This is a genomic window from Vibrio sp. D54 (genome assembly GCF_021728075.1).
GTDB lineage: Bacteria > Pseudomonadota > Gammaproteobacteria > Enterobacterales > Vibrionaceae > Vibrio > Vibrio alginolyticus.
Map to the genome: position 1 here is coordinate 1 of NZ_JAKKCS010000010.1, position 14640 is coordinate 14640.

Genomic DNA, 14640 nt, shown 5'->3' on the forward strand with positions numbered 1-14640 from the left:
GCATGTGTTAGGCCTGCCGCCAGCGTTCAATCTGAGCCATGATCAAACTCTTCAATTTAAGATTTTGTTCGGCTCAATGAATACTGAACATTACATAAAGTAATGTTTGAATTGACTGTGCTGAATCTTTCGATTCAATGGTCACTTCGTTTCATTGAAACCTAATTTGATACCGAAGTATCTAATTGGATTATCATCAACGAGTGCCCACACAGATTGATAGGTCTATATTGTTAAAGAGCACACTTCGAAGTTCTCTTCAAAGTGGACGGCTATTTTAGCTAGATAACTTATCGTGTCAAACACTTTTTTAAGTTATTTATCTGCGAGTTAATTTTAACTCACTAACCGTAGTTGTTTAGGTTCCGCTTTACTTGCTTTCCCGTGACAACGGAGGCGCATTATAGGGAGTTCATTAAAGAACACAAGTGCATTTTTTAAAAAAACTCACCTTTTTAGTTTATTCGTATAGAAAACAGACAAAAGACTCTAAAAAACTATAGAAAAGGGGCCAAACGACCCCTTTAGTGTGATTTTTATCTCAATTTCACTGTATCCATACAATTATTGATGAGCACAAATTTGGTCATTAGTAACAATTAGCTGCACTGTCTTGTCTGGAACGATTTCACCAGAAAGAATTGATTTGGCTAACGGGTTCTCGACATTCTGCTGAATTGCACGTTTTAAAGGACGCGCACCATACACAGGATCGAAACCAACTTGAGCGATCAAATCGAGCGCTTTGTCGGAAACTTCTAGTTGATAGCCTTTTTCCTCTAGTCGTTTCGCCAAACGTTCCAATTGAATAGAAGCAATGGACTTAATGTGCTCTTGACCAAGTGGATGGAACACCACGATTTCGTCAACACGGTTCAAGAACTCTGGGCGGAAGTGTTTGCTAACCACATCCATCACTTCACTCTTGATACCTTGATAGTCTAATGTTGCGAAATTCTCTTGGATACGAGATGAACCCAAGTTAGATGTCATAATCACAACCGTATTACGGAAGTCAACAGTACGACCTTGACCATCCGTTAAACGCCCATCATCGAGAACTTGCAGCAGAATGTTAAATACATCCGGATGCGCTTTCTCTACTTCATCTAACAAAATTACCGAATACGGCTTGCGACGAACCGCTTCCGTTAAGTAACCACCCTCTTCATATCCGACATAGCCTGGAGGCGCACCCACCAATCTTGCCACTGAGTGTTTCTCCATGAACTCAGACATGTCGATACGGACCATCGCATCTTCGCTGTCGAACATAAAGCTCGCAAGTGTCTTACAAAGCTCTGTTTTACCCACACCAGTTGGACCTAAGAATAAGAAGGAGCCAATTGGTCGGTTTGGATCAGAAAGCCCAGCTCGACTACGACGAATGGCATTCGATACAACAGAGACCGCTTCGCTTTGCCCTACCACACGATTATGCAGCACGTCTTCCATACGAAGTAGTTTCTCTTTTTCCGCTTCTAGCATCTTGGATACCGGAATGCCGGTTTGCTTAGAAAGTACTTCTGCAATCTCGTTGTCGGTTACTTTATTACGCAATAGCGTCATTTCCTGCATTTCAGCTTGGGTTGCAAGATCTAACTGCTTCTCAAGTTCAGGAATACGACCATATTGAAGCTCCGACATACGGTTTAGATCGCCAGCACGGCGAGCAAACTCCATGTCCATACGAGCTTGTTCAAGCTCAGACTTAATATGTTGAGTGCCAGAAAGAGATGCTTTTTCTGTATTCCAAACCTCTTCTAGTTCAGCGTACTCACGTTCTTTTTCATTGAGTTCTTCATTAAGCGCTTTCAAACGCTTTTCACTCGCTTCATCGTGCTCGTTACTTAGTGCTTGTTGCTCAATTTTGAGTTGGATAATTTTACGCTCAAGCTTATCCAAGGACTCTGGCTTAGAGTCAATTTGTAAACGAATGCTTGAAGCCGCTTCGTCAATCAAGTCGATCGCTTTATCCGGCAACTGACGGTCGGAGACATAGCGATGTGACAAGCTCGCCGCAGCAACAATCGCTGGGTCAGTAATTTCGACGTGATGATGAAGCTCATAACGCTCCTTCAAGCCACGTAAAATCGCCACGGTATCCTCAACGGTCGGCTCATCCACCAGCACTTTTTGGAAACGACGTTCTAATGCTGCATCTTTTTCGATGTACTGACGATATTCATCCAATGTTGTTGCGCCAACACAGTGCAGCTCACCACGAGCTAATGCCGGTTTTAGCATGTTGCCCGCATCCATTGAGCCTTCACCTTTACCAGCACCGACCATAGTGTGTAGTTCATCAATGAAGAGGATGACGTTGCCTTCTTCTTTAGCAAGTTCATTCAATACTGATTTTAAACGCTCTTCAAATTCCCCACGGTATTTCGCGCCAGCAACCAGTGCGCCCATATCCAGTGATAGCACACGGCGACCACGCAGACCTTCAGGTACTTCATTGTTAACTATGCGCTGCGCTAAGCCTTCAACAATTGCTGTCTTACCTACGCCTGGTTCACCGATAATCACAGGGTTGTTTTTAGTACGACGCTGCAATACCTGGATAGTACGACGGATTTCATCATCACGGCCGATAACCGGATCCAATTTACCTTGCTCTGCACGTTCGGTAAGGTCTATGGTGAACTTTTCCAATGCTTGACGAAGCTCTTCTGCATTCGGATCATTGACCTTTTGACCACCTCTGATCTTTTCGATTGCCTGGCTGACTTTTTGCTCTGTTAAGCCGATCTCTTTGAGCAATTGCCCCAATGGTCCGCGATCTTCTAAAGCGGCAAGCAGGAAGACTTCAGACGAGATATAGGAGTCTTGACGCTTTTGCGCCACTTTGTCACACAGGTTAAACAATGTGCCCATCGAGCTAGAGAGCTGAACATCCCCACCGATGCCACTGACTTTTGGTAATCGATCTAACATTTCACTCAATTTAGAGCGTAAATGCGTTACGTCCACATCCAGCATAGTAAGCAATGGACGAATTGGACTGCCATTTTGATCAAGCAAAGCCACCATGAGGTGAACTGGCTCGATATATTGATGATCGCGCCCTAACGCTAGTGATTGAGCATCAGAGATAGCGATTTGAAACTTACTTGTGAATCGATCAAGACGCATATCTACCTTCCTAACCTCAACTAAAGGAAATTCTTTTGACAGTTAGAAAGATGGATACTCAGGAGGGGAATTTCAAGGGAGTGAATGAATAAAGATAGCTTTGCAAAAATAGTAGTATGCATCTTAGCACTTTGGTGCTTATAGCTAGTCTTCGATCCAAATAAAGGTTGCTTGTCGACCTGTCTTACAATCACGGCGATACGAGTAAAAAGAGGCTTTATCTTGGTAAGTACAAAGTCCAGAATCAAACACTTGTGTCACACCAGCTCGGTTTAAACGTTGCGTTGCCAGCACCGACATGTCAGCAAACCATTTACCGTCGATATCGCGTGGAGCAAATGCTTGATTCGCCTGTGAATCAAAATCAACAAAAGCTTGCAGAACATCTTCACCCACTTCGAAGGCTTGAGGGCCAATGGCGGGGCCAAGCCACGCTATCACTTCACCAGAAAACAACGCTAACGCATTTTCGACAATGCCATTTGCTAAGCCGCGCCAACCTGCGTGAACAGCGGCTACTTGCGTACCTTGTGTATTAGTCAATAATACAGGTAAACAGTCGGCGGTCATCGCTGAACAAACAACATGGCTTGAAGAAGTAAATACACCATCTGCATCAAGCACCTGTGTTGTTGGTTCATTTGCTTGAGCCACAATGGTTGAATGCGTTTGGTTTAACCAGATTGGCGTATTTGGCATGTTTGCCTGTTGCGCCAACCAAGCTCGGTTCTTCTCTACTAAAGACAAATCATCCCCAACGTGAGTACCTAAATTCAGCCCTTGGTAAGGGCCTGTCGAAAAGCCGCCTATGCGTGTTGAGGCGAAAGCTTTGACATTTTTAGGCGCTGGCCAATTCGGAATGATCGTCTTCATATTAGAATTCTTCCGGTAAGCCGTGCTCTTCTGTATCTTGACGAAGCGCTTCAGTCATCACAACCATGTCATCAGGCACTGGAGCATGAAACTCAAGAACTTCGCCCGTAATTGGGTGCTCAAAGCGCAGCATTACTGCGTGCAATGCTTGGCGATCGAAGCCCCGGATCATTGCCGTTAGCTCTTCAGACGCACCTGTCGGGATGCGAGCACGTCCACCATATGCAATATCACCGAGCAGCGGATGCTGAAGATAAGACATGTGCACACGAATCTGGTGCGTACGACCCGTTTCTAGACGCAAACGAATACGCGTGTGTTCGCGGAAGCGTTCAGCAACACGGTAGTGCGTTACTGCTGGTTTGCCCATTGGTGCCACCGCCATAAGCGTGCGCTTAGTAGAGTGACGACCAATAGGTTGATCCACTTTACCGCCCGCAGTCATACGACCAATAGCGATCGCTTCGTACTCACGAGTAATATTACGTTTTTGCAGTGCGCGAACCAGACGAGTTTGTGCAGGAACGGTTTTCGCCACCACCATCAAACCCGTTGTGTCTTTATCCAAACGGTGCACGATACCTGCACGAGGTACTTCTGCAATATCAGGGTAATGATGCAACAACGCATTAAGCACAGTGCCATCAGGCGTACCAGCGCCCGGATGAACCACAAAGTCACGAGGTTTGTTGATAACGATAATATCTTCATCTTCATAGACGATATCTAGCGGGATATCTTGCGCTTCCCAGCGTTCTTCATCTTCTAACTCGGCTTGCAATGTAATTTCCTCGCCACCCATTACTTTGGTACGAGGTTTAGTGACAACTTCACCATCAACTTGAACTTTCCCATCAAGCAGCCACTCTTTTAGGCGCGAGCGAGAGAAGTCCGCGAATAATTCGGCGATAGCTTGGTCTAAACGTTGACCTAACTGGCTATCTTTTACGGTATTTGTTAATACAATCTGCTGAGCCATATCGAACTTTTTTAAAAACTGTGAGACTAATGCTCACGACTGTGAAAAAATAGACTATTACGTCATTGTATCTGTTACTGGAAAGAAAGTAACGGCAGCTTAAGAAATATTTAGATTCAAGGAACAGACTCCTGATATGAAACGTCAGACTTTAACAGGCCTTTTAGCGGTATCCCTTCTGTTTGGATGTGCAAGCAAAGAAGAAATCGTTCCTGATGTGCCGCCTTCGGAACTGTATGCAGACGCACAGATTTCTCTTCAAAGTGGTAATTGGCTTTCTGCAATTGAGAAACTGGAAGCATTAGACTCACGTTACCCATTCGGTGCCTACTCAGAACAGGTGCAGCTTGACCTAATCTATGCGTACTACAAAAACGACGACCTTGCTTTGGGCTTGGCAACCATTTCTCGCTTTATGCGTTTAAACCCAACCCATGAAAAGATGGATTGGGTGCTGTACATGCGAGGTCTAAGCCACATGGCGCAAGATCGTAACTTTATGCATGATTTATTCAGCGTAGATCGAAGCGATCGCGATCCTGAACCGGTAAAAAAAGCGTTTGATGACTTCAAAAAACTACTTCAACGTTACCCGAATAGCCCATATGCAGAAGATTCACAAAAACGTATGGTCGCGCTGAAAAACCGTCTAGCGAACTATGATTTAGCGACTGCTGACTTCTACCTTCGCCGTGAAGCTTGGGTCGCTGCTATTAATCGCAGCCAAGAGCTACAAAAAGCTTATCCAGACACAGAAGCTGCACGTAAGTCACTGACTATCCAGCTAGAGGCCTACAAGCAACTTGGTTTGGAAGACGCCGTAGCAAGAACTGAAAAGCTTATCGAGCTCAACCCTGTGAAGTAATTGAACTTGCTTTAAACTGAACCGCCACCGTTTTTACCGTGGCGGTTTTTTATTACTCTCAATAGTGTATTCAGCCCTTTCTTGATGATCTTCCTAGCTCCACATATGCTTAAAGTTCTCCTCCCCCCTTTATAAAAAGGATGTGAACGTGACGATATCTAAGCTTTGCGCAGTTATGCTGCTCCTATTGTCTGCTTCCGTTTGCGCACTGCAAATCTCGCCGCTCAAACAGCCTCCTTATACTGGGGACCTCGATGTCATCAAGGAGAAGAATGTACTGCGCGTCTTAGTTTCTGCTGATTTAGGCTTTTACTACATTGAGGGCGGCACACCAAAAGGCATAGGCGCGGAATTGCTGGCGCATTTCGAAAAAGACCTTCGTAAACTCAAACCAAAGCTTAACGTACAAATTATTCCTGTTGCCCGCGACCAGCTACTGCCAGCCTTAGAAAACGGTTCAGGTGACTTAGTTGTCGCCAACCTGACTATTACCGACACGCGCAAACAGAAAGTGGAGTTCAGTTCACCCATCCTCACTGGTATTCAAGAGTGGGTAGTGACAAACAAAAGCACACCAACGATGACGAAAATCGAACAATTGAGCGGCAAAGAGATTTGGGTGCGCGCCAGTTCTAGCTACTTTGAAAGCATTCAGACACTAAATAAGAAACTAAACAAAAAAGGCTTACCGCCTGTTATCGTGCACTTTATTGAAGAAACACTTCAAGATTATGAGCTGGTCGGAATGCTCAACAATGGTTACGTCAAAGCCATTGTTCTCGATAGCCATAAAGCCAAGCTTTGGCTGAAAGTGATGGATGATATTCGGGTTCACAAAAAAATCCCTATCCGCAAAAATGGCAAAATTGCTTGGGCAATGCGAGAAAATAGTCCCAAATTAAAAGCCGTCGTGAATAAGTTCATTCAGAAGTCTCGCTCTGGGACACTACTCGGTAACGTTATTTACGGTAAATACATCGATAACACGGGATGGTTGAACAGAGCTCTTAACCCTAAGAAAATTGCTCAACTAGAAAAACTCGCGGCGCTATTTTCACGCTATGGTGAGAAATACGATATCGACTATTTACTGATCGCAGCAATCGCTTACAAGGAATCAGGATTTAATAACGACCTAGTTGGAAGTCGAGGTGCCGTTGGCATAATGCAAGTCCTACCCAGCACCGCTCAAGATCCGAATATCAATATCAAAAATGTTCGACAATTAGAAAACAACATTCATGCTGGAGTGAAATACTTAGCTTTTTTGCATAAGCAGTACTTCAGTGATCCTGATATTACTGCACAAAATAAACTCTACTTTACATTGGCGGCTTACAATGCGGGCCCCGGCAATGTAGAGCGTATTCGTAAGCGTGCAGCCCAACAAGGTTACGATCCTAATGTTTGGTTTAATAACGTGGAAGTCGTTATGCGGAAAAGTTTAAGCTCAACGGTTGGGTACGTCGCAAGCATTAATCGCTACTACATAATATACAAACAACTAGAAAGTTTGGACCAAGTCAAAAGTTTAGAAGGGGTTTCACTAGCCCCAAAAGACCCCATTTTCATGATACCGCTACGAAAAGTCAGCCAAATGCCAGACAGTAAAAAGCCGCTTGTACAGCAAGCGGCTTTTTAAATGGATTCATTGGAGAGACTCAGTGATCGTCATCACACCTTACGTGTAGTTAAATTTTAACCACCTCAAATATTAGGCCGTAAAACTTCCCTAAAAACGAGGCCGTTTTCAGCTGAGTACTCTATCCAATCTACGGATTTACTAACCGATAACAAGCAATTTCACGATAAATCTCAGAAGTTCTTGAGTGAGATCACATTCATTTTTCATCATAAAAAACCCGAGCAAAATAATGATCTGAATCACATTTTTTTATGCTTAAAGCGGTAATCTGAACTCAACCCATGAGGGATGCAACAGAGGAAAAACACTTATGACAATGAATATCACTGGCAAAAACATCGAAATCACCTCTGCAATCCGAGCTCATATTGAGAGCAAATTTAAAAAACTGGAGAAATGGCAAGTAGACCTAATTGGTTGCCAAGCAACTTTCAGTGAGGAACCAAACAAACAGAAGAAATTCGAAGCGGTTATCAAAGTTCCTAAAGGCCAGCTCATTGCCTCAGCAACTCACGAAGATCTTTACGCAGCTATCAACGAAGTGGAGCAAAAACTAGAACGACAATTGAACAAGCTGACCCACAAACCTGAAGCTCGACGTGCAAGTAAGCCTGAGCTAGTGGAAGAAGAAGAGTAAACTGAACATATTGAGGAAATAGCGCCGAAAGGCGCTATTTTTTTGCTTGACGCTCTCCCCAGCCTTGCTTATTGTGTTTAAACACTCATAAATTAAGCACTATTTATGCATTTAACCTCACTGTTTATTTTTGACTTCTTTTTCCTCCCATAGTTGGAGGGGCGAACTCGTTTGTGAAAGAAAAGTCAAAAACAAACAGAAAGCCTCCCAAATCGGGAGGCTTTTTTATAAGGAAAGAATTGATGACTGACCAACCTATTTCCCTCGAAGAAATTCGTTTACGCTTGAATGAGTTGGATGACCAACTTCTCAGCTTATTGTCTGAGCGCCGTAAACTCAGCATTGAAGTAGCCAAAAGCAAAGTACAAACCTCAAAGCCTGTTCGCGACGCCGTCCGTGAACAGCAATTATTGGTCAAGCTGATTTCTAATGGCCAAGATAAATACGAACTTGACGCGCAGTACATCACCAAACTTTTCCATACCATCATTGAAGACTCAGTTCTGCTTCAACAAAGTTATCTGCAAAATCTCGTTAACCCACAGCAAAGCCGTAAGCCACTTGCTCGCGTCGCTTTTTTAGGAGCCAAAGGCTCTTATTCGCACTTGGCAAGTCGCGAATACTTCAGTCGTAAAAATACAGAGCTTATCGAGCTCAACTGCGAGCACTTTAAAGAAGTGACTCAAACGGTTGAATCTGGCCATGCTGATTATGGCGTTCTGCCAATCGAAAACACCAGCTCAGGCTCTATTAATGAAGTGTATGACTTACTACAACACACGACGCTTTACATCGTTGGAGAGCTAACTCAACCAATCGAACACTGCTTGGTTGCGAAAAAAGACATTCGTCTGGAAGATATTAAAACGCTGTATTCTCACCCTCAGCCACACCAACAGTGCAGTGAGTTTTTAAGCCGTATGAAAGGGGTAAAGCTGGAGTCCTGCGCGAGCACAGCAGATGCAATGCAGAAAGTCCAAGAGATGGATCGTGATGATGTGGCTGCAATTGGTAATGCATCAAGCGGTAAGCTATATGGCTTGCAAGCAATTCAAGGCAACATCGCAAACCAAACCGAAAATCATACTCGCTTTATCGTGGTTGCTCGTAAACCGGTTGAAGTTTCTACTCAGATTCCAGCAAAAACCACATTGATCATGTCGACCTCCCAAGAGGCAGGCTCATTGGTTGAAACACTATTAGTGCTGCAACGTTACGGCATCAATATGACCAAGCTAGAATCACGCCCAATTATGGGGAACCCGTGGGAGGAGATGTTCTACGTAGACTTGACATCACATCTTGCTTCGACAGAAATGCAACAGGCACTTGAAGAGCTAACAAAAATCACTAAGCACTTGAAAGTATTAGGCTGTTACCCGAGTGAGAACGTAAAGCCTACGCAAGTAAAATTGAGTTAATAGACACCAGTGAGTAAAAAGATCATGGCAACCCAAAAAGTCGTAATCGCATCGCTAAACCCAGCCAAAATTAATGCAGTTCAAAGTGCATTTCGTAATGCATTTCCGCATCAAGAATTCAACTTCGTTGGCATCAGTGTACCGAGTGAGGTCGCAGATCAGCCCATGACGAATGAAGAAACTCATCGTGGTGCGCTAAACCGCGTTAAAAACGCAAAAGTAGAGATGCCAAACGCGGATTACTATGTCGGTCTCGAAGCGGGAATTGAAGCAAACGTGACGTTTGCTTGGATGGTGGTTGAATCAGAGACTCACCGCGGTGAATCTCGTTCTGCAAGCTTAATGTTGCCGCCAAAAGTCTTGGAAAAACTCAAGGATGCGAATGAGTTGGGAGATGTAATGGACGAAGTGTTTGGTACTGATAACATCAAACAGAAAGGTGGCGCTATTAGCCTGCTAACCCAAAACCAGCTAACTCGAAGCTCGGTCTATCACCAAGCCTTGATTCTGGCTTTAATTCCATTCACAAACCCTGAGCACTTTCCTTCAAATTTATAACACTCAGCCTATTCTCTAGATACGCAAAAGGGCGGATATTTCCGCCCTTTGTAATACGTTATCTTAGTCAATTGTAACACCAAGGCCTAAAAGCAAATTGGATATACTGTCTACTTAGATACCGCAACTTGTTCTAACAAGACTTTCAACTTGTCTTTTTCTTCATCAGATTTCGACTTTAGTTCGTTAGAGCCACGAGTAATGGTGGCAATGCCCACACCAAGCATCTGACTGATCTGACGTTGAGATAATTCTCCTTTAAGAAGTTCGTTAATTATATTAACGCGTGATATTAATGACTCTCTCTCATCACGTGACATCAGCATAGTTAACAGCATGTCATCTTGCTGGGTGCCCATACTTGTTCGAATTAGCTCAATAATCTGTTGCCAGTCTTTGTACTCGGGTTCGTGCGACATCAAGTTACCTCACTCAATACTTGGTATTGATCTCATGTTGATTCAAGAACGCGCCATCGATACCCAAAAGATCACGATAGTATGTTTCAAACATCAAGATGTTTTGTACATAACCGCGCGTCTCTTTAAATGGAATTGCCTCAATAAAGGCATAAGCATCCACTTTTCCTTGGGTACGCTCTCGCCACGTTTTTACTCTGTTAGGACCTGCATTATAAGCAGCAAGAGCAAAAATACGATTATTATCGTAATCCTCTAATAAACCTTGCAAATAATGGCTACCAATTTCGATATTTTTTCCTACATTGTAGAGATCCTGCGTACCTTGATAACTCAACTTATATTTACGTGCCGTGTACTTCGCCGTCGCAGGCATAATCTGCATAAGACCACGAGCGCCAACTGGAGAGCGGGCTTCAACATCTAACGCACTTTCCTGTCGAGCGAGAGACATCATCGTGACGGGATCAATGTTGTGCTTTTTCGCATAAAAGTTAAACCACCAGCGGTGTGCTATTGGGAACCTAAGTTCGATATTATCCCACATCTGCGCTTGAATACTCGCGGTAACCGTTAGGTTATGCCAACGTTTAAATGATGCATAAGCCGCCAACATCGCCTTTTCATCTTTTCCTACGCGGCGCAGTAAGTGTGCCCATTCACTCTTCGCTGCTGCGATTTTATCCGTCGCGATCAACTCTTCGATACGAGCTAACGAGTCTTGATAGGGTTGAACAACTTTCTTATCCAACTTAACCGTATGCGTTGGGTATTTGATTGATTGTCCGATTGCATTGGCGGCAGCCACACTGTAGAAGTTTCGTTGCCCAAGCAGAGTTGCTAAACGCTGTTTCCCCGCGATGTCATCACCTAACGCTATTTCACTTCTTCCAAGCCAATATTGCCAGCGTAGCGTGGCTTGTTCTTCTTTATTTAGAACAGCAATCCACTCTTGTACGCCTTTCCAATCTGCATTTTGAATCGCTAAGCGGATGCGCGTTTCAATCAACGGTAAGTACTGACTGGTTTTCGTTTTATCATCGCGCCATTTAGCTAATGACTCAGACTCCGTACGAGTCAATCGAAATGCAATATAGTCGGCAAGTTCTTGCGCTTTTTCTGGAGAAAACTTCTGTCCTTTAATGACGGCATCGTACGCACCTTGTGCTTGGCTAGTGTTCATACGAGCCAACTTTTCTAACGCATATTCACTTTGCGCTCGATTAAAATCATTCGCAGGTTTTTTCTTCGCGAATTCCGCAACACTTGCAGGATTATCAAACAACGCTTTCATTTCTTTGGCTTGTTGCTTTGCCTGCGCAGATTTAGGCAGTTTGAGCAAGTAACTCATCAAACCGCCATTACGAGCATCAAACGCCAGTAACATACGCTGTAAAATCAGTTCATCGGTACGCTCACCCGCCTTGTCCCATGCCGCAAATAATGGGTCACACTCATCAGCAATGCTGATGCCACGTAACCACATATGTTCAGCCCCTTTAAACGCCGCGACTTTCTTGCCTTGCTTTAACTGAGCAACGTAGAAAATACATTGGTAACGCTCACCACTAGGAATGACTTTTTGAAACTCAGTAATAGTTTTCCAATCTTTTTGCTTATAAAGATGATTGAGGTATGGAGCGCGAACTCGACGAGAAAATGGAAAAGACTCGTGCTCAGAAATAAACTCGTTTACCTGTTGTGGTGACTTTTCCGGTAACTGTCTAATAAAAGTGCGGTAATCCACATAAGGCGTTAGTGGATAGTTAGAAATTTTAGGACGAATCGAAAGGTATCCATCGATGTCATTTTTATCTAATAAATCTTGAGCTTGCTCATATACTTCGCGCTGCTTTTCCAAACTCAGCGCGGCATTAGCACTCAAACTCATAGCACACAACGCGGCGGCGCAGCATACGTTTTTAGCCAATTCAGATACGTTGAATCTCATTTGTGTCATTTTCCCCAGACATATACTGCCCTAAAGCCTAGTTTTGTTAGAGTTCATGTGATGTTAAGGCAATTTTCACACATGCATCTATTTACACAGAATGCAGATGTCCATGTAAAGCAACTTAGTGTATTAAAAATTGTACTCGTCAAACTTTAAGACGATGGAGACAAAGCGTTTCTAACTCGCATAGAAAACACTTCGTCATTCTTAACGAATAACAAAAGTGTATACCCTAACCGTGTAAGTTTCCGGTCAGCTCAAAATAAGAAATCCATTCGTTAGGGAAATTCTTGCAATGCGGTAACAAAAACAAAGCACTTGGTATAAAATGATGGGTTTGAATGACAGTTAATTTAGGAACGATCGGCAATGGCTGAATACGTATATACCATGTCGCGGGTGAGCAAAATTGTGCCACCTAAGCGTCAAATTCTTAAAGACATCTCTCTGAGCTTCTTCCCTGGTGCGAAAATCGGTGTTTTAGGTCTGAACGGTGCAGGTAAATCCACACTGCTACGTATCATGGCAGGTATCGACACGGATATCGACGGTGAAGCGCGTCCACAACCTGGTCTAAACGTAGGTTACCTACCTCAGGAACCAGTATTAGACGAATCAAAAACCGTTCGTGAAGTTGTTGAAGAAGCGGTTGCTGACGTTGCTGACGCTCTGAAACGTTTGGACGCAGTCTACGCAGCATACGCTGAACCAGATGCAGACTTCGACGCACTTGCAAAAGAGCAAGGCGAGCTAGAAGCCCTTATCCAAGCGAAAGATGGCCACAACCTAGAAAATGCGCTTGAGCGTGCAGCAAACGCACTACGTTTACCTGAATGGGACCAAAAAATTGCGCACCTATCAGGTGGTGAACGCCGCCGTGTGGCTATTTGTCGCTTGCTACTTTCTAAGCCAGACATGCTACTGCTTGATGAACCTACCAACCACCTAGATGCAGAATCAGTGGCTTGGCTAGAGCGCTTCTTAGTGGATTACACAGGTACCGTAGTAGCCATCACCCACGACCGTTACTTCCTGGATAACGCTGCGGGCTGGATCTTAGAACTGGACCGTGGTGAAGGTATCCCATGGGAAGGCAACTACACCTCATGGCTGGAGCAAAAAGACGCTCGTCTACAACAAGAAGCCTCCCAAGAGAGTGCTCGCCAAAAGACTATCGAGAAAGAGCTTGAGTGGGTACGTAAAAACCCTAAAGGTCGTCAAGCGAAGTCAAAAGCACGTATGGCTCGCTTTGAAGAACTGCAAAGCTCTGATCACCAAAAACGTAATGAAACCAATGAACTGTTTATCCCACCTGGTGAGCGTCTAGGTGATAAGGTTATTGAAGTGAAGAACCTGACCAAGTCATTTGACGGTCGTGTTCTGATTGATGACCTGTCATTCAGCATCCCTAAAGGTGCAATTGTTGGTATCATCGGTGCTAACGGCGCAGGTAAATCGACGCTATTCAAGATGTTAAGTGGTACTGAACAACCAGACTCGGGCACAATTGAGATGGGCGATACAGTAAAACTGGCATCGGTCGATCAGTTCCGTGACAGCATGGACGATTCTAAAACCGTATTCCAAGAGATCTCTGAAGGTGCTGATATCATTAAGATCAACAACTTCGAAATCCCAGCTCGCGCATACTGTTCACGCTTTAACTTTAAAGGCAGTGACCAACAAAAGATTATTGGTGAACTATCGGGTGGTGAGCGTAACCGTGTCCACCTTGCGAAGCTGCTTAAAGCGGGCGGTAACGTGTTGCTACTCGACGAACCAACCAACGACCTTGACGTTGAAACACTGCGTGCTCTAGAAGAAGCATTACTAGAGTTCCCTGGTTGTGCAATGGTTATCTCGCACGACCGTTGGTTCCTTGACCGTATCGCGACCCACATCATTGACTACCGTGACGAAGGCCAAGTTAACTTCTACGAAGGTAACTACACAGAGTACATGGATTGGTTGAAGAAAACATTGGGTCCTGAAGCCGCAGAACCACACCGTATCAAATACAAGCGTATTGCGAAATAATCGCAACCCACAAAGTTTGATTGTAATTTGTACAAAGGCCGCTATCATAGCGGCCTTTGTTTTCTTTGTTATAAAAAGAGCTCATTAGCCCGTCTCGTTCGTTAAGAACATGAC

11 protein-coding genes and 1 other annotated feature are annotated in these 14640 nt (G+C 44.1%); of the genes, 6 read left to right on the forward strand and 5 right to left on the reverse strand.

What is annotated here, in order from left to right; translation table 11 throughout:
• Positions 1 to 564: 564 nt before the first annotated feature.
• From clpB to rluD, 3 genes are all read right to left on the reverse strand, one after another.
• Positions 565 to 3138, reverse strand: a complete 2574-nt coding sequence (gene clpB, locus L3V37_RS14155) for an ATP-dependent chaperone ClpB (RefSeq protein WP_237306497.1) — start codon at positions 3136 to 3138, stop codon at positions 565 to 567.
• Positions 3139 to 3282: 144 nt separating this feature from the next.
• Entirely contained in the window at positions 3283 to 4011 is a 729-nt protein-coding gene (gene pgeF / locus L3V37_RS14160; RefSeq protein WP_237306498.1) for a peptidoglycan editing factor PgeF, read from the reverse strand.
• A gap of 1 nt (position 4012) precedes the next feature.
• The gene (rluD, locus tag L3V37_RS14165; protein WP_005381875.1) at positions 4013 to 4990 is read right to left on the reverse strand and encodes a 23S rRNA pseudouridine(1911/1915/1917) synthase RluD; all 978 of its coding nucleotides are present in this window, start codon (positions 4988 to 4990) and stop codon (positions 4013 to 4015) included.
• Between the two features lie 136 nt (positions 4991 to 5126).
• Here rluD and bamD point away from each other — a divergent pair, with 136 nt between their 5' ends.
• From bamD to yjjX, 5 genes are all read left to right on the forward strand, one after another.
• The gene (gene bamD / locus L3V37_RS14170) at positions 5127 to 5855 is read left to right on the forward strand and encodes an outer membrane protein assembly factor BamD (protein ID WP_005381876.1); all 729 of its coding nucleotides are present in this window, start codon (positions 5127 to 5129) and stop codon (positions 5853 to 5855) included.
• 148 nt (positions 5856 to 6003) lie between these two features.
• Positions 6004 to 7497 carry a lytic transglycosylase F gene (locus L3V37_RS14175; protein ID WP_343231578.1) on the forward strand — a complete coding sequence of 498 codons (1494 nt, stop codon included), beginning with the start codon at positions 6004 to 6006 and terminating at the stop codon, positions 7495 to 7497.
• Between the two features lie 313 nt (positions 7498 to 7810).
• A complete protein-coding gene (gene raiA, locus L3V37_RS14180; RefSeq protein ID WP_005381889.1) occupies positions 7811 to 8137 on the forward strand; it encodes a ribosome-associated translation inhibitor RaiA in 327 nt (108 codons plus the stop codon).
• 108 nt (positions 8138 to 8245) lie between these two features.
• Positions 8246 to 8367: a sequence feature (Phe leader region), on the forward strand.
• Between the two features lie 12 nt (positions 8368 to 8379).
• Positions 8380 to 9558 (forward strand): prephenate dehydratase, encoded by a 1179-nt coding sequence (pheA, locus tag L3V37_RS14185; protein WP_017636154.1) that lies wholly within the window; start codon positions 8380 to 8382, stop codon positions 9556 to 9558.
• A gap of 24 nt (positions 9559 to 9582) precedes the next feature.
• Positions 9583 to 10116, forward strand: coding sequence for an inosine/xanthosine triphosphatase (gene yjjX / locus L3V37_RS14190; protein ID WP_005381891.1), 534 nt, complete (start codon positions 9583 to 9585; stop codon positions 10114 to 10116).
• Positions 10117 to 10226: 110 nt separating this feature from the next.
• On the opposite strand, the gene trpR is transcribed toward yjjX, so the two are convergent.
• Positions 10227 to 10535 carry a trp operon repressor gene (trpR, locus tag L3V37_RS14195; RefSeq protein ID WP_005381892.1) on the reverse strand — a complete coding sequence of 103 codons (309 nt, stop codon included), beginning with the start codon at positions 10533 to 10535 and terminating at the stop codon, positions 10227 to 10229.
• A 13-nt stretch (positions 10536 to 10548) separates the two neighbouring features.
• Positions 10549 to 12486 (reverse strand): transglycosylase SLT domain-containing protein, encoded by a 1938-nt coding sequence (locus L3V37_RS14200; protein ID WP_207220416.1) that lies wholly within the window; start codon positions 12484 to 12486, stop codon positions 10549 to 10551.
• A gap of 372 nt (positions 12487 to 12858) precedes the next feature.
• On the opposite strand from L3V37_RS14200, the gene ettA reads away from it, so the two are divergent.
• Complete coding sequence (gene ettA / locus L3V37_RS14205; RefSeq protein ID WP_005381894.1) at positions 12859 to 14526, forward strand: energy-dependent translational throttle protein EttA; 1668 nt, start codon at positions 12859 to 12861, stop codon at positions 14524 to 14526.
• Positions 14527 to 14640: the final 114 nt, after the last annotated feature.

Excerpts from the sequence above, each read along its gene's own strand:
- clpB (WP_237306497.1), bottom strand. The coding sequence starts at position 3,138 with ATGCGTCTTGATCGATTCACAAGTAAGTTTCAAATCGCTATCTCTGAT.
- pgeF (WP_237306498.1), bottom strand. The coding sequence starts at position 4,011 with ATGAAGACGATCATTCCGAATTGGCCAGCGCCTAAAAATGTCAAAGCT.
- rluD (WP_005381875.1), bottom strand. The coding sequence starts at position 4,990 with ATGGCTCAGCAGATTGTATTAACAAATACCGTAAAAGATAGCCAGTTA.
- bamD (WP_005381876.1), top strand. The coding sequence starts at position 5,127 with ATGAAACGTCAGACTTTAACAGGCCTTTTAGCGGTATCCCTTCTGTTT.
- raiA (WP_005381889.1), top strand. The coding sequence starts at position 7,811 with ATGACAATGAATATCACTGGCAAAAACATCGAAATCACCTCTGCAATC.
- pheA (WP_017636154.1), top strand. The coding sequence starts at position 8,380 with ATGACTGACCAACCTATTTCCCTCGAAGAAATTCGTTTACGCTTGAAT.
- yjjX (WP_005381891.1), top strand. The coding sequence starts at position 9,583 with ATGGCAACCCAAAAAGTCGTAATCGCATCGCTAAACCCAGCCAAAATT.
- trpR (WP_005381892.1), bottom strand. The coding sequence starts at position 10,535 with ATGTCGCACGAACCCGAGTACAAAGACTGGCAACAGATTATTGAGCTA.
- L3V37_RS14200 (WP_207220416.1), bottom strand. The coding sequence starts at position 12,486 with ATGAGATTCAACGTATCTGAATTGGCTAAAAACGTATGCTGCGCCGCC.
- ettA (WP_005381894.1), top strand. The coding sequence starts at position 12,859 with ATGGCTGAATACGTATATACCATGTCGCGGGTGAGCAAAATTGTGCCA.